This is a genomic window from Cupriavidus pauculus (genome assembly GCF_002858765.1).
GTDB classification, from domain to species: Bacteria; Pseudomonadota; Gammaproteobacteria; order Burkholderiales; family Burkholderiaceae; genus Cupriavidus; species Cupriavidus pauculus_B.
In genome coordinates this window covers 20403-40430 of the sequence record NZ_PJRP01000008.1, presented here as the reverse complement: position 1 = coordinate 40430, position 20028 = coordinate 20403, and the positions used below count along the sequence as shown (strand labels likewise).

At 63.4% G+C, this 20028-nt stretch carries 16 protein-coding genes; 12 read left to right on the top strand and 4 right to left on the bottom strand.

The genetic code is table 11. The features are described from left to right. Nucleotides 1-116: 116 nt before the first annotated feature. From CYJ10_RS17470 to CYJ10_RS17445, 6 genes are all read left to right on the top strand, one after another. A complete protein-coding gene (locus tag CYJ10_RS17470; RefSeq protein WP_101682753.1) occupies nucleotides 117-836 on the top strand; it encodes a GntR family transcriptional regulator in 720 nt (239 codons plus the stop codon). A gap of 323 nt (nucleotides 837-1159) precedes the next feature. Next, the gene (gene frc / locus CYJ10_RS17465; RefSeq protein WP_101682752.1) at nucleotides 1160-2407 is read left to right on the top strand and encodes a formyl-CoA transferase; all 1248 of its coding nucleotides are present in this window, start codon (nucleotides 1160-1162) and stop codon (nucleotides 2405-2407) included. A gap of 115 nt (nucleotides 2408-2522) precedes the next feature. After that, nucleotides 2523-3305: a fumarylacetoacetate hydrolase family protein gene (locus CYJ10_RS17460; RefSeq protein WP_101682751.1), complete on the top strand. Its 783-nt coding sequence runs from the start codon at nucleotides 2523-2525 to the stop codon at nucleotides 3303-3305. Between the two features lie 332 nt (nucleotides 3306-3637). Further along, entirely contained in the window at nucleotides 3638-5371 is a 1734-nt protein-coding gene (gene oxc / locus CYJ10_RS17455; RefSeq protein ID WP_101682750.1) for an oxalyl-CoA decarboxylase, read from the top strand. A 48-nt stretch (nucleotides 5372-5419) separates the two neighbouring features. Next, nucleotides 5420-6670 (top strand): formyl-CoA transferase, encoded by a 1251-nt coding sequence (gene frc, locus CYJ10_RS17450; RefSeq protein ID WP_101682749.1) that lies wholly within the window; start codon nucleotides 5420-5422, stop codon nucleotides 6668-6670. 156 nt (nucleotides 6671-6826) lie between these two features. Continuing rightward, the gene (locus tag CYJ10_RS17445) at nucleotides 6827-7264 is read left to right on the top strand and encodes a PAS domain S-box protein (RefSeq protein WP_101682951.1); all 438 of its coding nucleotides are present in this window, start codon (nucleotides 6827-6829) and stop codon (nucleotides 7262-7264) included. Between the two features lie 57 nt (nucleotides 7265-7321). On the opposite strand, the gene sucD is transcribed toward CYJ10_RS17445, so the two are convergent. Both sucD and sucC read right to left on the bottom strand, forming a co-directional pair. Then, a complete protein-coding gene (gene sucD / locus CYJ10_RS17440; protein ID WP_101682748.1) occupies nucleotides 7322-8194 on the bottom strand; it encodes a succinate--CoA ligase subunit alpha in 873 nt (290 codons plus the stop codon). A gap of 1 nt (nucleotide 8195) precedes the next feature. Further along, nucleotides 8196-9407 carry an ADP-forming succinate--CoA ligase subunit beta gene (gene sucC / locus CYJ10_RS17435; RefSeq protein ID WP_101682747.1) on the bottom strand — a complete coding sequence of 404 codons (1212 nt, stop codon included), beginning with the start codon at nucleotides 9405-9407 and terminating at the stop codon, nucleotides 8196-8198. Between the two features lie 430 nt (nucleotides 9408-9837). On the opposite strand from sucC, the gene frc (CYJ10_RS17430) reads away from it, so the two are divergent. Both frc (CYJ10_RS17430) and CYJ10_RS17425 read left to right on the top strand, forming a co-directional pair. Continuing rightward, nucleotides 9838-11070: a formyl-CoA transferase gene (frc, locus tag CYJ10_RS17430; RefSeq protein WP_101682746.1), complete on the top strand. Its 1233-nt coding sequence runs from the start codon at nucleotides 9838-9840 to the stop codon at nucleotides 11068-11070. A 132-nt stretch (nucleotides 11071-11202) separates the two neighbouring features. Next, a complete protein-coding gene (locus CYJ10_RS17425; protein WP_101682745.1) occupies nucleotides 11203-13332 on the top strand; it encodes an acetate--CoA ligase family protein in 2130 nt (709 codons plus the stop codon). A 214-nt stretch (nucleotides 13333-13546) separates the two neighbouring features. On the opposite strand, the gene CYJ10_RS17420 is transcribed toward CYJ10_RS17425, so the two are convergent. Both CYJ10_RS17420 and CYJ10_RS17415 read right to left on the bottom strand, forming a co-directional pair. Further along, nucleotides 13547-13864, bottom strand: a complete 318-nt coding sequence (locus tag CYJ10_RS17420) for a LysR family transcriptional regulator (RefSeq protein ID WP_101682744.1) — start codon at nucleotides 13862-13864, stop codon at nucleotides 13547-13549. Between the two features lie 113 nt (nucleotides 13865-13977). Beyond that, nucleotides 13978-14937: a LysR family transcriptional regulator gene (locus CYJ10_RS17415; RefSeq protein WP_101682743.1), complete on the bottom strand. Its 960-nt coding sequence runs from the start codon at nucleotides 14935-14937 to the stop codon at nucleotides 13978-13980. A gap of 214 nt (nucleotides 14938-15151) precedes the next feature. Between CYJ10_RS17415 and oxlT (CYJ10_RS17410) the strand changes: the two genes are divergently transcribed. From oxlT (CYJ10_RS17410) to oxlT (CYJ10_RS17395), 4 genes are all read left to right on the top strand, one after another. Continuing rightward, nucleotides 15152-16501, top strand: a complete 1350-nt coding sequence (gene oxlT / locus CYJ10_RS17410; protein ID WP_101682742.1) for an oxalate/formate MFS antiporter — start codon at nucleotides 15152-15154, stop codon at nucleotides 16499-16501. Between the two features lie 46 nt (nucleotides 16502-16547). After that, complete coding sequence (locus CYJ10_RS17405; RefSeq protein ID WP_101682741.1) at nucleotides 16548-17459, top strand: LysR family transcriptional regulator; 912 nt, start codon at nucleotides 16548-16550, stop codon at nucleotides 17457-17459. A 248-nt stretch (nucleotides 17460-17707) separates the two neighbouring features. Beyond that, nucleotides 17708-17923, top strand: a complete 216-nt coding sequence (locus CYJ10_RS17400) for a hypothetical protein (protein ID WP_101682740.1) — start codon at nucleotides 17708-17710, stop codon at nucleotides 17921-17923. Nucleotides 17924-18624: 701 nt separating this feature from the next. Continuing rightward, entirely contained in the window at nucleotides 18625-19950 is a 1326-nt protein-coding gene (oxlT, locus tag CYJ10_RS17395; RefSeq protein WP_101682739.1) for an oxalate/formate MFS antiporter, read from the top strand. Nucleotides 19951-20028 lie beyond the last annotated feature (78 nt).

Here is a 20028-nt window from a genome sequence, read left to right as displayed (position 1 = left end):
AGATTGATGAGCGGAACGCATGGCGTCATGCCAAACTGACGCCATGACGTTCACGGGACGGGTGCCACCGGACGCCAGACCGGCGTCCGGGGCACCGGCCACTGACGAGTGCATTCATGTCTGCCCAAAGCCAATCCGAAATCCAGCCGCAAGGGCTGTCCTTGTCGCTGCAACCGATCAATGCCGGCGCCAGCCTGCGCGACCAGGCGTACGCGATGCTGCGCCAGGCCATTGCCGACGCCGACATCTACCAGTCACGCGAAGAAGTCAGGCTGGACGAACGCGTGCTGTCCGAAGCGCTGGGCGTGAGCCGCACGCCGATCCGCGAGGCCATGACGCTGCTGGAGCAGGAAGGCTTCCTGCGCACGGTGCCACGCCGGGGCATCTATATCACCCGCAAGACCAAGCGCGAGATCGTCGAGATGATCCAGGTCTGGGCCGCGCTGGAGAGCATGGCCGCCCGCCTGGCCACGCAGAATGCCAGCGACGAGGAAATCGGCAAGCTGCGCCATATGTTCGACAGCTTCCGCGACTCCACGCCGGCCGAGCATATCGAGGAATATTCCGACGCCAACATCGTGTTCCACCAGGCGATCGTGCAGTTGTCGAAGTCGCAGATCATCATGGACCAGATCAAGAACATCTTTGTCCATGTGCGCGCGATTCGGAAAATGACGATCTCGCAGAGCGACCGTGCGGCCCGTTCCATCGTCGACCACCTGCGGATTATCGAAGCACTGGAAAAGCGGGATACGGAACTGGCCGAACGGCTGGTGCGCCAGCATTCGCTGGATCTGGCCGAGTACGTGGAAAAGAACTGCGACTTTCTGGACTGAGCCTCGACTGACAGCCAGTCGCGGCATGCGCTTGCCGCGCCCCGGTCCGGTCCGTGACTGCGGCCAGGGCAGGGCCGTTCTAACGTAGCGCCATGCGCGCAGGGTCATCGTCGTGCGACGTGACCGCATCCTCTTGCACCCCGACCGCCTCACGGCGCGTCGGGGTTTTTTCATGGGTACGCCCCGCCGCGCACATCCGACACAGCGGCTTGCTGCGATGCACCATCGAAACCTCCGTGATTCGGGTTTAAACCCCCTTGCGTCTTCGTGATATACCACATACTGTATGTCAACAGCGCAAAACACACATCAGGAGACGCACCATGGCCGACACCCACAACGAACGCAAAGCCCTCGACGGTATTCGCATTCTGGACATGACCCACGTGCAGGCCGGCCCCTCGGCCACGCAGTTGATGGCCTGGATGGGGGCCGACGTGATCAAGGTCGAAATGCCGGGGCGCGGTGACATCACGCGCAGCCAGCTGCGCGATGTGCCGAACGCTGACAGCCTGTACTTCACCATGCTGAACAGCAACAAGCGCAGCCTGACGCTGAACATGAAGACGCCGGAAGGCAAGGCATTGCTGGAAGACCTGATCCAGCAGAGCGACGTGCTGATCGAGAATTTTGGCCCGGGTGTGCTGGCCCGCGCCGGATTCGACTGGGACCATATCCAGGACCTGAATCCGCGCATGATCTACGCGTCGATCAAGGGCTTCGGTCCTGGCCCCTACCAGGACTGCAAGGCGTATGAAAACGTGGCCCAGTGCATGGGTGGCTCCGCGTCGACGACGGGCGAGTCCAGCGGCACGCCGCTGGTGACCGGCGCGCAGATCGGTGATTCGGGCACTGGCGTGCATTGCGTGGTCGGCATCCTGGCCGCACTGCTGCAGCGCGAGCATTCGGGCCGCGGCCAGCGCGTGGAAGTGGCCATGCAGGACGCCGTGCTGAACCTGTGCCGCGTGAAGCTGCGCGACCAGCAGCGCCTGGATGCCGGCCCGCTGCGCGAGTACCCCAACGACCAGTTCGATGACCACGTGCCGCGCGCCGGCAATGCGTCGGGCGGCGGCCAGCCGGGTGCGGCGCTGCGCTGCGCGCCGGGCGGTCCGAACGACTACGTCTACGTCATCATCCAGCCGCAGGGCTGGGAACCGCTGATGCGCCTGTGCCGCCGCGAAGACCTGATCACCGATCCGGACTTCGCCACGCCTGAAGTGCGCCTGAAGAAGCTCACGGCCTGCTTCGGGATCATCGAGCAATGGACCCAGGGGCGCACCAAGTTCGAGGTGATGAACGCGCTCAACGAGGTGGACGTGCCGTGTGGCCCGATCCTGTCGATGAAAGACCTCATCGAGGACAAGTCGATGTACGAGCGCGGCTACCTGGTGGAGCTGGACCATCCGGCGCGTGGCAAATACGTGCAGCTTGGCTCGCCCATCACGTTGTCGGATTCGCCGGTGGACGTCGAGCGCGCGCCGCTGCTGGGCGAGCACACCGACGAGATCCTCGAATGGCTGGGTCGCTCGCCGACACAGATCGCGGCGCTGCGCGTAGCCGGCGCAGTCTGACCCGAGGCGCGCGGCCCCTGGCCGGCGCCTGTCTCCACTGCCCCTGATACGGGGCCCCCAATTTCCGATGAGAACGCAGGCGCGGCATGGACGCGTCTGCCGGAGGAACCCTGCCGTGCAAACCTGGATTCGCTTCCGCCGTCCTGACGGTGACACCGCTTATGGCCGGCTTGACGATGGCGATGCCGACCGCGTCATCGAATGCGACGGCCCTGGCTATACCGATCCCCGTCCCACTGGCAACACCTACAGTTACGCCTCGCTTGACCTGCTGGCCCCGTGCGAGCCCGGCAAGATCGTGGCGCTCTGGAACAACTTTCACGCGCTTGCGGCCCGGCTTGAGAAAACGGTGCCTGTGCACCCGCTGTTCCTGCTGAAGCCGGCCAGTTCGCTGGCCGGTCCAGGGGATGCCATCCGGCGTCCCAGCGGATACACCGGCAAGATCGCCTACGAAGGCGAACTCGGCATCGTCATCGGCCGGGAATGCCGCAGCGTGCCGCTGGGCGAAGCCGCCTCGCACATCTTTGGCTACACCATCGTCAATGACGTGACGGCGGGCGAGCTGCTCAATGCCGATCCGAACTTCCCGCAGTGGACGCGCGCCAAGGGGTCCGACACCTTCGGTTGCATTGGTCCGGCCATCGTCTCCGGCTTTGACTGGCGCAGCGCCAGCGTGGTGACGCGTCTGGACGGCACCGAGCGCCAGAACTACCCGCTGTCAGACATCGTTTTTTCGCCAGAGGAGCAGGTCAGCCGCCTGTCCCAGGACATGACGCTGATGCCGGGCGACGTGATCGCCGTCGGCACGTCGATCGGGGTCGGGTCCATGAAGGATGGCTCGGTGGTGGAGGTGTCGATCCGCGGGATCGGCTCGCTGGTCAACCACATGCGCGGCTGAGACCGGTTCAGTCGCTGCGGAGCAGAGCAGGGCGGCTGCCGTGGCAGCCGCCAGGAAGCGTCCCTGGACGTCAGTAATTTCCCTTATTTGCGTCTAATTTTCAGGAAATGCTGCAGTGCGTCGACGAAAGTTCGTCGAAACAGTGGAAATTTTCTTGCTGAGTTTTGATATATCACATACCGTATTTCAGACTTACCGGGTACAGCGAATCGCCAGGAGGAGACACGGTTCCGTTTTATCCGAAGTAGCCCAGGCGGAAACCGAGCGCGACCGCTGAAGACACCCTGAAGAAGAAAGTCCAATCCCGTCAATTTGCATAGAAGGAAGCAACCATGGCAGAAGTCGGAAACGAACTGCAGCGTCACGCTGCAGAAGAACAGCAGGCACAAACCGATGGTTTCCATCTGGTCATCGACGCGCTGAAGCTGAACGGCATCGAAAACATCTACGGCCTGCCTGGTATTCCGGTCACCGATCTGGCCCGCCTGGCGCAGGCCAACGGCATGCGCGTCATCAGCTTCCGCCATGAGCAGAACGCGGGCAACGCCGCGGCGATTGCGGGCTATCTCACCCAAAAGCCGGGGGTTTGCCTGACCGTGTCGGCACCCGGCTTCCTGAACGGCCTGACGGCGCTGGCGAACGCGACCACCAACTGCTTCCCGATGATCCTGATCAGCGGCTCGAGCGAGCGCGAGATCGTCGACCTGCAGCAGGGCGACTACGAAGAGATGGACCAGCTGGCCATCGCCCGTCCGCACGCCAAGGCGGCCTTCCGCGTGCTGCACGCCGAAGACATCGGTGTCGGTATCGCGCGTGCCATCCGCGCCGCCGTGTCGGGCCGCCCGGGCGGCGTGTACCTGGATCTGCCGGCCAAGCTGCTGGCCCAGTCGATGGAAGCCGAGAAGGGCCGCAAGTCGCTGATCAAGGTTGTGGACCCGGCCCCGCGCCAACTGCCGGCTCCGGATTCGATCGACCGTGCCGTCGAGTTGCTGAAGAGCGCCAAGCGTCCGCTGATCCTGCTGGGCAAGGGTGCCGCCTACGCACGCGCCGATGCCGATATTCGCGCGCTGGTCGAGAAGACCGGCATCCCGTACCTGCCCATGTCGATGGCCAAGGGCCTGCTGCCCGATACGCACCCGCAATCGGCCTCGGCCGCGCGTTCGTATGTGCTGGCGGAAGCCGATGTGGTGATGCTGGTCGGCGCCCGCCTGAACTGGCTCCTGTCGCACGGCAAGGGCAAGACCTGGGGCAAGCCGAAGCAGTTCATCCAGATCGACATCTCGCCGACCGAGATGGACAGCAACGTATCCATCGCCGCGCCGGTAGTGGGTGACATTGGCTCGTGCGTGTCGGCACTGCTCGGCAAGATCGGCAACAACTTTGCCAAGCCGGGCGCGGAGTGGATTGGCGCGGTGGACGAGCGCAAGGAAAAGAACCTGGCGAAGATGGCCGAGACCCTGGCCAAGGACACGTCGCCGATGAACTTCCACAGCGCGCTGCGCGTGCTGAAGGACGTCGTCAAGGCCAACCCGAGCATCCCGTTTGTCAACGAAGGCGCCAATACGCTGGACTACGCGCGCGCCGTGATCGACATGTACGAGCCCCGCAAGCGGCTGGACGTCGGCACCTGGGGCGTGATGGGCGTGGGCATGGGCTACGCGGTTGCTGCGGCGGTGGAGACCGGCAAGCCGGTTCTGGCGGTGTGCGGTGACAGTGCATTCGGCTTCTCGGGCATGGAAGTCGAGACGATCTGCCGCTACAACCTGCCGATCTGCGTGGTCGTCTTCAACAACAACGGCGTCTACAAGGGCATCGACAAGAACCCGACCGGCGGCGCGGACCCGGCCGTCACGATGTTCGTCCCGGGCGCCCGCTACGACAAGATGATGGAAGCGTTCGGCGGCGTCGGTCACAACGTCACCACGCCGACGGAACTCGAAGCCGCGGTGAACGAAGCGCTGCGGTCGGGCAAGCCCACGCTGATCAACGCCGTGATCGACCCCGCAGCTGGCACTGAAAGCGGTCGTCTGACCAACCTGAATCCGCAAAGCTCGGCCAGCAAGTAAAAAGCCATCCACCTGAATTTCACCCTCTATTCCAACGGGAGAGCGAACGTGAACCTACCTCTGCACGGCATCAAGATCATCGACTTTACGCACGTCCAGGCCGGCCCCGCCTGCACGCAACTTCTCGCATGGTTCGGCGCGGACGTCATCAAGGTGGAGCGCCCCGGTTCTGGCGACGTCACCCGCTCGCAGCTGCGCGACCAGCCCGATACCGACGCGCTGTACTTCACGATGCTGAACAGCAACAAGCGTTCGCTGACGCTGGACACCAAGAAGCCGGAAGGCAAGAAGATCCTGGAGCAGCTGATCCGTGAATCGGACGTGCTGGTCGAGAACTTCGGCCCGGGCGCACTGGACCGCATGGGTTTCTCGTGGGCGCGCATCAATGAACTGAACCCGATGATGATCGTGGCATCGGTCAAGGGCTTCAGCGACGGCCACCACTATGAAGACCTGAAGGTCTACGAGAACGTGGCGCAGTGCGCCGGTGGCGCGGCATCGACCACCGGTTTCTGGGACGGCCCGCCGACTGTGTCGGCCGCCGCCCTGGGCGACTCGAACACTGGCATGCACCTGGCCATCGGCATCCTGACCGCGATCATCGGCCGCCAGCAGACCGGCAAGGGCCAGAAGGTTGCGGTGTCGATGCAGGACGCCGTGCTGAACCTGTGCCGCGTGAAGCTGCGCGACCAGCAGCGCCTGGACACCCTGGGCTATCTGGAAGAGTATCCCCAGTACCCGCACGGCACGTTCAGCGACGTGGTGCCGCGCGGCGGCAACGCCGGCGGTGGCGGCCAGCCGGGTTGGGTGCTGAAGTGCAAGGGCTGGGAGACCGATCCCAACGCCTATATCTACTTCACCATCCAGGGCCACGCCTGGGAGCCGATCTGCAAGGCGCTGGGCAAGGAAGAGTGGATCACCGATCCGAACTACAACACGCCCAAGGCCCGTCAGCCGCACATCTTCGACATCTTCCAGACCATCGAAGCCTGGCTTGCCGACAAGACCAAGTACGAAGCGGTCGACATCCTGCGCAAGTTCGACATTCCGTGCTCGCCGGTGCTGTCCATGAAGGAAATCGCGGCGGATGAATCGCTGCGCAAGAGCGGCTCGATCGTGGAAGTCCCGCACAAGGAACGTGGCACGTACTTGACCGTGGGCAGCCCGATCAAGTTCTCGGACATGAAGCCGGAAATCACGGGCTCGCCGCTGCTGGGCGAGCACAGCGAGGAAGTGCTGGCCGGTCTTGGCTACGGCGCCGAGGAAATCGCCAGCCTGCGTGAAGCGCAGGTGATCTGAGCGAAGCATCGGGGCGCGCGGACCGAGCGTCCACGCGCCCCGGTGTTTCCTTGCCTGGACGCCGGCCGGAGCAACCGGCATGGCCGACCGTATCGCAACGGCAGCCCGGACCCGGGGCGGCAAACCGGGCCACCCCAACATTCCTCAGGAATGATCATGCAGACTGCAATCGACTACGAACAATTGGTGTCGGCCATCGGCGACGCCGTCATCATCTCCGGCGCTGACGGCGCCATCACGTTGTGGAACCCTGCGGCGGAATACATGTTCGGCTTTACCCAGGAAGAAGCCCTGGGCAAGTCGCTGGACCTGATCATTCCCGAGCGCCTGCGTGCGCGCCATTGGGAGGGCTACGACAAGACCATGACAACGGGCAAGACCCGCTACGGTCATGACCTGCTGAAGGTTCCGGCGATCAACAAGAGGGGCGATGCGATGTCGATCGCCTTCACCGTTGCGCTCCTGCATGGCGACGGCGGCGAAGTCACCGGCATCGTGGCGGTGATCCGCGACGAGACCGTGCGCTTTCAGGAAGAGCGGGCGCTGCGCAAGCGCATCACGGAACTGGAAGCCCAGGCCAGCGCTGCGGCCTGAGCCGGCTGACTCACCGATATCGGGGCGCATCGTTGCGCCCCGTTTGTTTTTGCATCGCTATCGCAGGGCTGCTGCCATGGTCGTACCCAGTTCCGCTGGCGATGCGGCCACGTGGATGCCGGCCTCGCGCATGGCGTCGATCTTTGCCTCGGCCGTGCCCGTGCCGCCCGAGATGATGGCGCCGGCATGGCCCATGCGGCGTCCTGGCGGCGCCGTGGTGCCGGCGATAAAGCTCACCACGGGTTTGCGCGTGCGCGCATCGCGCAGGAACCGCGCCGCATCTTCCTCCGCCGAACCGCCGATTTCTCCGATCATGATGATGCCTTCGGTCTGGTCGTCGGCCAGGAACATCTCCAGGCAGTCGATGAAGTCGGTGCCGTTCACCGGATCGCCACCAATGCCGATGCAGGTCGATTGCCCCAGCCCGGCCGCCGTGGTCTGCGCCACGGCCTCGTAGGTGAGGGTGCCCGAACGCGACACCACGCCGATCTTGCCCGGCGTATGGATGTGCCCCGGCATGATGCCGATCTTGCACTGCCCCGGCGTGATCAGGCCAGGGCTGTTCGGCCCGATCAGCCGGCTGCCGGACCCTGACAGGGCACGCTTGACCCGCACCATGTCCATCACGGGAATGCCTTCGGTAATGCAGACGATCAGCGCAATGCCGGCGTCGACGGCTTCCAGGATCGCATCGGCGGCAAACGGCGGCGGCACGTAGATGACCGATGCATCGGCGCCGGTGGCATGGGCCGCGGCGGCCACGGTGTCGAAGACCGGCAGCCCCAGGTGCAGTTCGCCACCCTTGCCGGGGGTGACGCCCGCGACCATCTTCGTGCCATAGGCCAGCGCCTGCTCGGCGTGGAACGTACCTTGTGCGCCCGTCAAGCCCTGGCAGATCACGCGCGTGTGCTGGTGGATCAGGACAGCCATGTCACTTGCCTCCTTTTTTTTGCGTGGCGCGCACGGCGGCCACCACTTTCTCGGCCGCATCGCCAAGATGGCTGGCGGACAGGATCGGCAGGCCCGAATTGCGCAGGATCTGCCTGCCCTGTTCGACGTGGGTGCCTTCCAGCCGCACCACCAGTGGCACGGTCAGGTCCACGTCGTGCGCGGCGGCCACCACGCCTTCGGCAATCACGTCGCAGCGCATGATGCCGCCGAAGATGTTCACCAGGATGCCCTCGACCTTGGGGTCGGCCGCGATCAGCCGGAAGGCGGTCGTCACGCGTTCCTGTGTGGCGCCGCCGCCCACGTCGAGGAAGTTGGCCGGCGCGGCGCCATGGCGCTTGATGAGGTCCATGGTGGCCATCGCCAGGCCGGCGCCGTTCACCATGCAGCCGATATTGCCGTCCAGCCGCACGTAGCTCAGCCCATGGCGCGCGGCCTCGGCTTCGGCCGGGTCTTCCTCGCTCTCGTCGCGCATGGCCTCGATTTCAGGGTGGCGGAAGAGGGCGTTGTCGTCGAAGCTGAACTTGGCGTCTAGCGCCATCACGTCGCCGCTGCCGGTGACCACCAGCGGATTGATCTCGACGATCGACGCGTCGAGTTCGGTAAATGCGCGGTAGACCGACAGGATGAAGCGCGTGGCCGCGCCCACCTGCTTGCCCGAGAGTCTCAGGCTGCTGGCCAGCCGGCGCGCATGAAACGGCTGGATGCCGCTGGCCGGATCGATCGCTACCTTCATGATCTTCTCCGGCGTGCGTGCGGCGACCTCTTCGATGTCGATGCCGCCCTCGGTGGACGCCATGATGGTGATGCGCGACGTGGCGCGGTCGATCAGGATGCCCAGGTACAACTCCCGCGCGATGTCGAAGCCTTTCTCGATATAGAGACGCCGCACCGTCCGGCCGGCCGGGCCGGTCTGCCGGGTGACCAGCGTCTTGCCCAGCATCTGCATGGCGTGGGCGTGCACCTCGTCGATTGACGTCGCAATGCGCACGCCGCCCTTGCCCGAGCCGTCGCCGACAAAGCGGCCGACACCGCGGCCGCCCGCGTGGATCTGCGATTTCACCACCCAGACCGTGCCGCCCAGCTTGCGGGCGGCGTGGGTGGCCTCGTCTGGCGTAAAGGCCACGCAGCCCTGCGGTACGGGCACGTCATAGCGCCTGAGCAACTCCTTGGCCTGATGTTCGTGAATGTGCAATGTGTCTCCTCGCATGAGAAGCGCCCGGGGGCGCAGCGCGGTGTCCGGCTGTTTTCGTTTTTCGTAGACTAAAATATGGTATGTAATATATCAACAGAAATAAGGAAAAAGTGGCGAAAAATGCCTCGGTTGATGCCGGCATCGAAGGAGGGTCTTCGGCTGACAAGCGCACGGCATCAATGCACCGGTATTGATCGCAAAGCCTTCTGTGTCGAGGGTTTTCGCGGATATGGCGCCCGAATTTGGTGCGGCGCAGAACCGAAAGTTGGTGGACCTGCCGACATTTTTCTTGTTGCAGCGTGATATATCACATACCGTGTTTAGCAAGATCGACGCCCTCACGGCGCGAACGCGAAACGCGATCCGGTCAAACAGGCAAGGCCGGTCGCCCAGACATTGCCTTCACGAGAATCCTCAAGGAGACAACGCCATGAACAACAAGGCTCTGGAAGGGGTCCGCATCCTGGACATGACGCATGTGCAGGCCGGCCCTTCGGCCACCCAGCTGATGGCCTGGCTGGGCGCTGACGTGATCAAGGTCGAGCTGCCCGGTCGCGGCGACATCACGCGCAGCCAGCTGCGGGATGTGCCAAACGCCGACAGCCTGTACTTCACGATGCTGAACTCGAACAAGCGCAGCGTGACCCTCAATATGAAGACGCCCGAGGGCAAGGCCTTGCTGGAAGAGTTGGTGCAGCGCTGCGACGTGCTGGTCGAGAACTTCGGGCCGGGCGTGCTGGATCGCGCCGGCTTCGACTGGGACCGCCTGCAGACGCTGAATCCGCGCCTGATCTATGCGTCGATCAAGGGTTTCGGCCCCGGCCCGTACGCCGACTGCAAGGCGTACGAGAACGTGGCCCAGTGCATGGGCGGATCGGCCAGCACCACCGGCGACGCCGACGGCGTGCCCACTGTGACCGGCGCGCAGATCGGCGACTCGGGCACCGGCGTGCATTGCGTGGTGGGTATCCTGGCCGCACTGCTGCATCGCGAGAAGTCGGGCCGTGGCCAGCGCGTGGAAGTGGCCATGCAGGATGCGGTCCTGAACCTGTGCCGCGTGAAGCTGCGCGACCAGCAGCGCCTGGCGGCCGGGCCGCTCAAGGAATACCCGAGCCAGGAATTCGGCGATTTCGTGCCACGGGCCGGCAACGCGTCGGGCGGCGGCCAGCCGGGCGCCGCGCTGCGCTGCGCGCCAGGCGGGGCCAACGATTACGTGTACGTCATCATCCAGCCGCAGGGCTGGGAGCCGCTGATGCGCCTGAGCGGCCGCGAGGACCTGATCACGCATCCGAACTTCGCTACACCGGAAGGCCGCCTGAAGATCCTGGGCGAGTGCTTCGGTGTCGTCGAGAAGTGGACCCGGACGCGGACCAAGTTCGAGGTCATGGCGGCCCTGAACGAGGTGGACGTGCCGTGTGGCCCGATCCTGTCGATGAAGGACCTGATCGAGGACGGCTCGCTGTACGACCGCGGCTACCTCGTGGAACTGGATCACCCGCAGCGCGGCAAGTACGTGCAGCTTGGCTGCCCGATCACGCTGTCCGATTCGCCGGTGGAAGTCGAGCGCTCGCCGCTGCTGGGCGAGCATACCGATGAAGTGCTCGAATGGCTGGGCCGTTCGCCGGCACAGATTGCCGCATTGAAGGCGGCCGGAGCCGTCTAGCGCCCGCGCCGCATCCCTGACGATTTCTCCAGAGCAGTCCGCATGCCGCCCACGTCAACCGATGCGGGGCGGCTGCCCCTTTGCACGTCTAAATATTGGCGGTCATCCCGCCAGAACAGATGGAGACCTGACATGGCACATGACAAGGATGCGGTGCGCAAGATCCTCGCGACCGTCAAGGAAGAAGGCCGCGATGCACTGACCGCCCCCGAGGGCAAGCTGGTTTGCGATGCCTACGGCATTTCGGTGCCGGGCGAGGGCGTGGCGAAATCGCCGACGGGCGCCGTCGAGCTGGCCAGCAAGATGGGATTTCCGGTGGTGCTCAAGATCGTCTCGCCCGACATCCTGCACAAGACCGAGGCCGGTGGCGTGCTGGTGGGCCTGAAATCGGCGGCCGAGGTGGAGCAGGGCTACCTGAAGATCCTCGAGAACGCGAAGCAGTACAAGGCCGACGCCAATATCGTCGGCGTGCAGGTGCAGCAGATGATTACCGGTGGCCAGGAAGTGATCATCGGGGCCGTGACCGATCCGTCGTTCGGCAAGCTGGTGGCGTTCGGCCTGGGCGGCGTGCTGGTGGAAGTGCTCAAGGACATCACGTTCCGCATGGCGCCGGCTTCGTACGATGACGGGTTGTCGATGCTCGATGGCATCGCCGCCGCCGAAGTGCTCAAGGGCGTGCGCGGCGCCGCGCCGGCCAATCGCGAGGCGCTGGCGACCATGATCCAGCGCGTGTCGGAACTGGTCAGTGACTTTCCGGAAATCTCCGAACTCGACCTGAACCCAGTGTTCGCCAGCGCGACCGGCGCGATTGCCGCCGACGTGCGCATCGTGGTCGACCACTCGCCGCAGCCGCAGAAATATCGCCCGAGCCAGGAAGACATCGTCCGCCAGATGAACCGCATCATGAAGCCCGATACCGTGGCCGTGATCGGTGCGTCGGCCGAAGACGGGAAAATTGGCAATTCGGTGATGAAAAACCTGATCAACGGCGGCTACCAGGGCAAGATCTATCCGATCCATCCCAAGGCCGAAGAGATCATGGGCATGACGGCCTACAAGAGCGTGCTCGATGTGCCGGGCGACGTCGACGTGGCCGTGTTCGCGATTCCCGCCAAGTTTGTGGCGCAGGCGCTGGAAGAGGTGGGCAAGAAGGGCATTCCGGGCGCCGTGCTGATTCCGTCAGGCTTTGCCGAGACCGGCAACGTTGAAGGCCAGGAAGAGATCGTGGCCATCGCGCGCAAGCACGACATCCGCCTGATGGGACCGAATATCTACGGTTTCTACTACACGCCGAAGAACCTTTGCGCCACGTTCTGCACGCCGTACGACGTGAAGGGCAAGGCGGCGCTGTCGTCGCAGTCAGGTGGCATCGGCATGGCCATCATCGGCTTCTCGCGGTCGGCCAAGATGGGCGTGTCGGCTATCGTGGGCCTGGGCAACAAGTCGGATATCGACGAAGACGATCTGCTGACGTTCTTCGAGCAGGACGACAACACCGAGATCATCGCCCAGCACTGCGAAGACCTGAAGGATGGCCGTGCGTTTGCCGAAGCGGCCAGCCGCGTATCGAAAAAGAAGCCGGTGGTGGTGCTCAAGGCGGGCCGGACCAGCATGGGCGCCCGCGCTGCCAGTTCGCACACGGGCGCGCTGGCCGGCAACGACAAGATCTACGAGGACGTGTTCAAGCAGGCCGGCGTGATCCGCGCCCGCTCGCTGCGCGACCTGCTGGAGTTCGCGCGGGGCATCCCCAAGCTGCCGACGCCGCAGGGCGAGAACGTGGTGATCATCACCGGCGCCGGCGGTTCAGGCGTGCTGCTGTCCGATGCCTGCGTGGACAACGGCCTGTCGCTGATGTCCATGCCCGATGACCTGGACGCCGCGTTCCGCAAGTTCATCCCGCCGTTCGGTGCGGCCGGCAACCCGGTGGACATCACCGGTGGCGAGCCGCCGTCCACCTACAAGAACACGATCAAGCTGGGCCTGGAAGACCCGCGCATCCACGCCATCATCCTGGGCTACTGGCACACGATCATCACGCCGCCGATGGTATTCGCCAAACTCGTGGTCGAGGTCAAGGAGGAAATGAAGGCGCTGGGCATCGAGAAGCCGATCGTGGCGTCGCTAGCCGGCGACGTGCAGGTGGAGGAAGCTGCCGAATACCTGTACGAGCACGGCGTACCGGCCTACGCGTACTCGACGGAAATCCCGGTGGCAGTGCTGGGGGCCAAGTACAAGTGGGCCCGCGGGGCCGGAAAGATCTGACGGAGTATCCACCCCTCCTGCTGGTTTTCTCCCCTCTCCCGTATGCGGGAGAGGAGCGAGGGAGAGGGCGGGCGGCTCAATTTGAGACAAGCCGCAATTTGCGCTGCCGAGTTTTCCCCCGCGCCCCTACCATGCGCGGAAGCAACCGTAGAGATAGTAGAAAAGCGAAGGGCCCCATGACGGGGCCCTTGTCGCTCTGGCAGCGCCGCGGAACTTAGTTCGCGCCGGCGCCGGCCATGCCGCGCAGGTATTCGTTCTTCTTGTCGAAGATCAGCTGGCTCAGGAACGGCGCGTCGTACGCGTTCAGCAGGTGGGCATGGTACTGCTCGATATAGCGCGTGACGCGCGTCTTCTCGCAGTCGATGCCGCACAGCCAGTCGAACATCGGTGCGTCCCAGCGGAAGCGCAGGCCCAGTTCGGTGAATGCAGCGTTGTAGGCGGCCAGCTGGATCTCACGATCAACGTGGCGCATCTCGCTGACGGCCGTCGACATTGCAACGGTGGCGGGCGCGTCGGATTGGAGGTGGTTCATGATCGTCTCCTGTGGTTGCACACGTCTGTACCGCAGCGTGTGATGTCCGAAGCTTAGGCAGGAAGAACGATTTACGATAATTAAAGTTTTATCGCAAAACCATAAGTTATTGCTTATATATGGGATGACTGGCCAGGATGCGGCCGGATCAGGCCTTCCACGCCGGTGATCTGCTGGATCAGCGTGTGACCTTCCTCCATCAGGAACTGCTTGAATGCCAGCGCCACGGGCGGCAGGCGCTTGTTCTTGCGATGGACGACATACCAGTTCAGCATCACCGGGAACCCCTCGATATCTAGGACGGCCAGCTTGCCGGTCTGGAGTTCCAGGCCCACGGTGTGGGCCGACAGGAACGCGATGCCCATGTTGGCAATCACGGCCTGCTTGATGGTCTCGGTGCTCTTGATCTCCATCGCGATGCGCAGGTTCGAGAGCCGGCCGGCAAAACCTTCCTGCATGGAGTTCCAGGTGTCCGAGCCCTTCTCGCGCGAGACGAACGCTTCTTCGGCCAGGCCCGCCAACGGGATATTGCGCTGGCCCACGAGCGGATGATTGGGCGCGGCCACGATCACATAGGGGTGCGGGGCAAACGATTCGGCAATGGTGTCCATGCCCTCGGGGGGGCGTACCATGACAGCCAGGTCGGTCAGGTTGCCTGCCAGCTGGTGCAGCAGCTCCTCGCGGTTGTGCACTGCAAGATTCAAGGTCACCGAATCATGCCGGTTCATGAATTCGGCCAGGAGACGCGGAAAGAAATAGTCGCCCGCACTGATCACGGCGACGTTCAGGCGGCCCCCGGATATACCCTTAAGCTGCCCCATTGCGGCTTCCGCCTCACGGAACTGCTGAATGATGCTGCGGCTGTAGTGGAGCATTTCCGTGCCGGCCGGTGTCAGGTAGATGCGCTTGCCGAGCTGCTCGAAAAGGGGCAGGCCGACATGGTGCTCCAGCTGCCGAACCTGTGTGGAAACAGCAGGTTGCGTGAGATGCAGCTCCTCCGCCGCGCGCGAAAAGCTCAGATGGCGGGCCACCGTTTCAAAGACTTTCAGCTGGCGCAGCGTGGCATTCTTCATTGCACGATTTCCTGCAATCTATAAAGGATCGTCAATGATCATAATAAAAAACTTTATGCTGTGCTGATCTAAGTTTGAAGTAGCATCAATCCACGAATACACGTGCCGCAATGTCAGGCGCGCTCATTCAGTAGTGAAAGCGGGCGTCCCCCCAAAGGCCAGCCCACCACGCGCGCCGCAGAGCGCGCATGACACTAATGCAAGGAGACACGACATGGCGCACATCAATGCGGCAGGCCCCGCCATGGGCAATTCAAACAGCGGTTTGCTTCGCAACCGCTGGTTCCAGCTATTCATTGGCGTACTCTGTATGGGGCTGGTGGCGAACCTCCAGTATGGCTGGACGTTGTTCGTTACGCCCATGAACGCCAAGCATCATTGGGGCGACTCTGCGATCCAGGTCGCCTTTTCCATTTTTATCGTTACCGAAACCTGGCTCGTGCCAGTGGAAGGCTGGCTCGTCGACAAGTTTGGCCCGCGCCCGGTGGTGGCCGTGGGCGCCATCTGTGCCGGCCTGGCGTGGGTGATGAATTCCTATGCCACGTCGTTGCCGATGCTCTACGCGGCGGCGGTGATCGCCGGCATTGGTGCGGGCGGCGTCTATGGCACCTGCGTGGGCAACGCGCTCAAGTGGTTCCCGGACAAGCGCGGCCTGGCCGCCGGGCTGACCGCCGCCGGCTTTGGCGCGGGTTCGGCGCTGACGGTGATCCCCATCGCCAACATGATCCAGAAGTCGGGTTATGAGCACGCGTTCTTCACGTTCGGCATCATGCAGGGCGTGCTCATCTTCGCGATGGCCCTGCTGCTGGTGAAGCCGCAGCCGCCCAAGGGGCTGGTGGCCAACAAGAAGATCCTGACCAACCCGGTGGAGTTCACGCCTGGCCAGATGGTGCGCACCCCGGTGTTCTGGGTGATCTACCTCTCGTTCGTGGCCGTGGCGGCGGGCGGCATCATGGCCACCGCGCAGCTGGGCCCCATCGCCAAGGACTTCGGCTTTGCCACGATGCCGGTGACCATGCTGGGCATGACGCTGCCGCTGCTGACGATGACGCTGTCGATCGACAACCTGTGCAACGGGCTGACGCGTCCGCTGTGCGGCTTCGTCTCCGACCGCATCGGCCGCGAGAACACGATGTTCCTGATCTTCATCGGCGAGGGCCTGTCCCTGATCGGCCTGCTGAAGTTCGGTCACGACCCGTACATGTTCATGCTGTTCGCGGCGCTGACGTTCCTGTTCTGGGGCGAGATCTTCTCGATCTTCCCGGCGCTGTGTGCCGATACGTTCGGTAGCAAGTTCGCCGCAGCCAATGCCGGTACGCTCTATACGGCCAAAGGCACGGCCGCGCTGCTGGTGCCGGTGGCATCGGTGCTGTCGCACACGGGCGGCTGGAACCTGGTGTTTGCCGTGGCGGCCGTCATGACGGTGGCGGCGGGGCTGGCAGCCAAGTTCGTGCTGCAGCCGATGCGCCGGCGCTTTATCACGGGCCATGCCGAGGCACAGCCTGTCCCTGTTAGCGACAGCGGTACCTATATGGCAGGTTTCTCCACAGGCAAGGGTGAATAGCCCGAGCCCCAACCCCGGCAGTACCCAGCAAGGAAGGAGCGGCACCATGAATGTTTCGCTTCCTCAGTTGAAGGCCTTTGCCGCGGTGGCGCGCCAGAAAAGCTTTACGCGCGCCGCGGCAGAACTGGGTCTTACGCAGTCGGCAATCAGCCGTAGCGTGCGAGAACTAGAAGAAGAGATCGACCAGCGGTTGTTCGACCGCACCACGCGCCAGGTAGAGCTGACCGACGCCGGTGAAATGTTGTCGCAACGCATCTGCCATCTGATCGAGGAAGTCGAGCAGACGCTGCGCGACAGCCACGGCACCGGCAAGCCGAGCCAGGGCACGGTGCAGATCGCTACCGACCCCGTGCTGTCTTCGATGTCGGTGCCGATGTGGCTGGCGGGCTGCCGCAAGGCATGGCCCGGCATCGGCATCACGCTGCGCGATCGGTCGCATGATTGCGTGCTGCAGAGCGTGCGCAGCGGCGAGGTGGATTTTGGTATCGCCAGCAATCCCACGCCTTGCGACGATCTTTACTGCGAGCCGCTGTGCGTGGATCCGCTGCAGGCCGTGCTGCCGGCGGACCATCCGTTGGCGTCGCGCGATTCGCTGGGGTGGGGCGAACTGGCCGATGCGTCGGTGCTGTCGCTGGACCAGAATTCCGGGGTCCAGCCCGCCGTCGAGCGCGCGTTGTCCACGTATCACGTCAGGCCGGGCTCGTTGCAGTTGCTCGGGCATTTCGCTGCCATCTTCGGCATGGTGGCGATGGGGCTGGGCATCGGCGTGGTGCCGTCGCGTGCGCAGGCCAGCGGCATGGCTCCCGCCGCTGTCCTGCGACCGTTGCGGCCCCAGGTGACGTCCAACGTCATGCTGGTACGGCGCAAGGCGCGCTCGCTGAAGCCCAATGCCGCGGCGGTCTGGGACAACCTGCGCGCGCAGGAGTACGACCAGGGCCTGTTGAAGAAAGTGGGGTAGGGCGATGAACGGGATTCACGTGCCGCGCCGCAGTAAATATTTTTGCGATGTATTTGACACTTTTACCCCCTGATTGGCTCGATCCGACCGCACACAAGCAGGTCTATGAGACGAACAACGCACCCCAAGGGGTGCGTTGTTGTTTTTAGAGCGTTTCCTCTCTAGATATATCACATACCAAATATTTACAGACCTCGCAGTGCAGCATATAATGAATCCACCTTGATCCTTACGACTTAGGAGTTTTCATGAACGCCACGCTGCTTACCCTCCTCGCTCTCGGTGTTGTTTCGCTGGGTGTCACTGTTACTTACGTGCTGGCCAACTTCCTGCCGATGGGCCTGCTGACCACTGCACAGGAACATGGCCGCTTTGCTGGTCTTGGTTCGTCGGAAGAGCCGTCCACCGGCATCGGCAGCTCCGCATCGGACATGGTGCTCCAGCCGCGCTTCCTGCACGCTTGATCGCCTGATCGCTGTTTTCGCAGTACTGGCTGTACCCGTAGTTCGCAGTATTCGCAGTATTCGCAGTTTGTTGTAGTGGGGTAGTTGTAGCGGCCGGCAACGCCCGAAGTACGTAGTTCCCGCAGTCCTCAGCGGCCGTTTTCTCTCTGCATTCGCAGCAGCAACATCGCCATGCCCCTGCGCCCGTGATCTCAGGTCCCGACGCAGCCAGGCATTGCCCTCCGCTCTGTTCCTCTCCGCGTTGTTCCTCCCCGGATTTTCCGGAATTCCCAGTTTTCGTCCATGCGCCGCAGTCCTGAACCGCGACCGATTCAGCTTGCCCGCTGATGAGTCGGCGTTGTCACAAGGCTCGGGACTTTCCCTAGATCGGGTTATCCGCGACATGCGCCGCAGCATTTTCCATTGATGCCGAATCCACGCCTAAGTGATTGATCGGCAAGGAAATCGGTCTGTCCGTTCGCAGTGCTTTCATGCACCCCAAGCACCAGTCACCCCGGTAGCGCGACTACGTCCATTTGAATGTCTGCCTGATAGGTCAGGTAGTGCGCCGAATCGGCTTGACTTGCTTGATATACCACATACTGTATAGCACTAGGGCGGCTAAGCCGTTCGACGACAAGAACGTATAGCAGCACACACCAAAGGCATCCAATGCAGATGCCGATCCACAACAGCGGGCCCACCCGCCAGAAGGAGACACCATGGAAAATCAGCAAGGCGCAAGCGCGCAGGCGTCCTGGTATTCATCGCCGTGGACGCAGCTTGTATTTGGCGTGATCTGTATGGCGATGATCGCCAACATGCAGTATGGCTGGACCCTGTTCGTCAATCCGATCGACGACAAATACCACTGGGGCCGCACGGCGATCCAGGTGGCTTTCACCATCTTTGTGGTGACCGAAACCTGGCTGGTGCCGATCGAAGGCTACCTGGTGGACAAGTACGGCCCGCGCCCGGTAGTGGTTGGGGGCGGCCTGCTATGCGCGGTGGCCTGGGCGTTGAACTCGGTGGCGTCGTCGCTGCCGATGCTCTACGTGGCGGCTGCCATTGGCGGTGTCGGCGCGGGCGCGGTGTATGGCACCTGCGTGGGTAACGCGCTGAAGTGGTTCCCGAATCGCCGGGGCCTGGCAGCGGGCCTGACGGCCGCGGGTTTCGGCGCCGGATCGGCCGCAACCGTCGTGCCGATCGCCAACATGATCAAGAGCAGCGGCTATGAGGCCACGTTCCTGTACTTCGGTCTGGGGCAGGGCATCATCGTCATGATCCTGGGCTTGCTGCTGCTGCCGCCGTCGGCCAAGATCCTGGCGGACGTGAAGTCGACGCTCAAGGCCGCGACCACGTATAACGCGTCGCCGCGCCAGGTGATGTCGTCGCCGATCTTCTGGGTCATGTACGCGATGTTCGTGATGATGGCTGCGGGCGGTCTGATGGCCACCGCCCAGCTGGGCCCCATCGCCAAGGACTTCGGCCTGCACGACTCGCCGGTGTCGATCCTTGGACTGACCTTGCCGGCGCTGACCTTCGCCCTGACCATCGACCGCGTGCTGAATGGCCTGACACGCCCGTTCTTCGGCTGGGTGTCAGACAACATCGGTCGGGAAAATACGATGTTCCTGGCGTTTGCGGTGGAAGCCGTGGGCATCCTGCTGCTGGCCAGCTATGGTCACAATCCGGTGGCATTCGTGATCCTGACCGGCATCGTGTTCTTCGCCTGGGGTGAGATCTACAGCTTGTTCCCGGCCACTTGCGGCGATACGTTCGGCCCGAAGTTCGCCGCGACCAACGCCGGCATGCTTTACACCGCCAAGGGAACGGCCGCGCTACTGGTGCCATTCTCGAGCGTGATCACGGCGGCCACCGGCGACTGGCATGCGGTATTCATGCTGGCCTCGGGCATGGCGGCGGTCTCGGCGCTGATGGCCATCTTCGTGCTCAAGCCGATGCGCGAGGCGCACGCAAAAAAGTACGTGCAGGACGCCTCGACGACGCCGATGGGCTATCGTCCGGTGCCGGATGACTTGACCTGATTCTCCTTCGCTCGTAAAAAAAGCCCGCTTCGTGCGGGCTTTTTTGTTCTTGCAGACCAGGGAGTTTGCCAGCGCCAT

Bases quoted from the DNA above. Each gene is read 5' to 3' on its own strand.
- CYJ10_RS17415 (WP_101682743.1), bottom strand. From the start codon at position 14,937: ATGAAGAATGCCACGCTGCGCCAGCTGAAAGTCTTTGAAACGGTGGCC.
- CYJ10_RS17425 (WP_101682745.1), top strand. From the start codon at position 11,203: ATGGCACATGACAAGGATGCGGTGCGCAAGATCCTCGCGACCGTCAAG.
- CYJ10_RS17400 (WP_101682740.1), top strand. From the start codon at position 17,708: ATGAACGCCACGCTGCTTACCCTCCTCGCTCTCGGTGTTGTTTCGCTG.
- oxlT (WP_101682739.1), top strand. From the start codon at position 18,625: ATGGAAAATCAGCAAGGCGCAAGCGCGCAGGCGTCCTGGTATTCATCG.
- sucD (WP_101682748.1), bottom strand. From the start codon at position 8,194: ATGGCTGTCCTGATCCACCAGCACACGCGCGTGATCTGCCAGGGCTTG.
- frc (WP_101682752.1), top strand. From the start codon at position 1,160: ATGGCCGACACCCACAACGAACGCAAAGCCCTCGACGGTATTCGCATT.
- CYJ10_RS17405 (WP_101682741.1), top strand. From the start codon at position 16,548: ATGAATGTTTCGCTTCCTCAGTTGAAGGCCTTTGCCGCGGTGGCGCGC.
- oxc (WP_101682750.1), top strand. From the start codon at position 3,638: ATGGCAGAAGTCGGAAACGAACTGCAGCGTCACGCTGCAGAAGAACAG.
- oxlT (WP_101682742.1), top strand. From the start codon at position 15,152: ATGGCGCACATCAATGCGGCAGGCCCCGCCATGGGCAATTCAAACAGC.
- frc (WP_101682746.1), top strand. From the start codon at position 9,838: ATGAACAACAAGGCTCTGGAAGGGGTCCGCATCCTGGACATGACGCAT.
- CYJ10_RS17445 (WP_101682951.1), top strand. From the start codon at position 6,827: ATGCAGACTGCAATCGACTACGAACAATTGGTGTCGGCCATCGGCGAC.
- CYJ10_RS17420 (WP_101682744.1), bottom strand. From the start codon at position 13,864: ATGAACCACCTCCAATCCGACGCGCCCGCCACCGTTGCAATGTCGACG.
- CYJ10_RS17470 (WP_101682753.1), top strand. From the start codon at position 117: ATGTCTGCCCAAAGCCAATCCGAAATCCAGCCGCAAGGGCTGTCCTTG.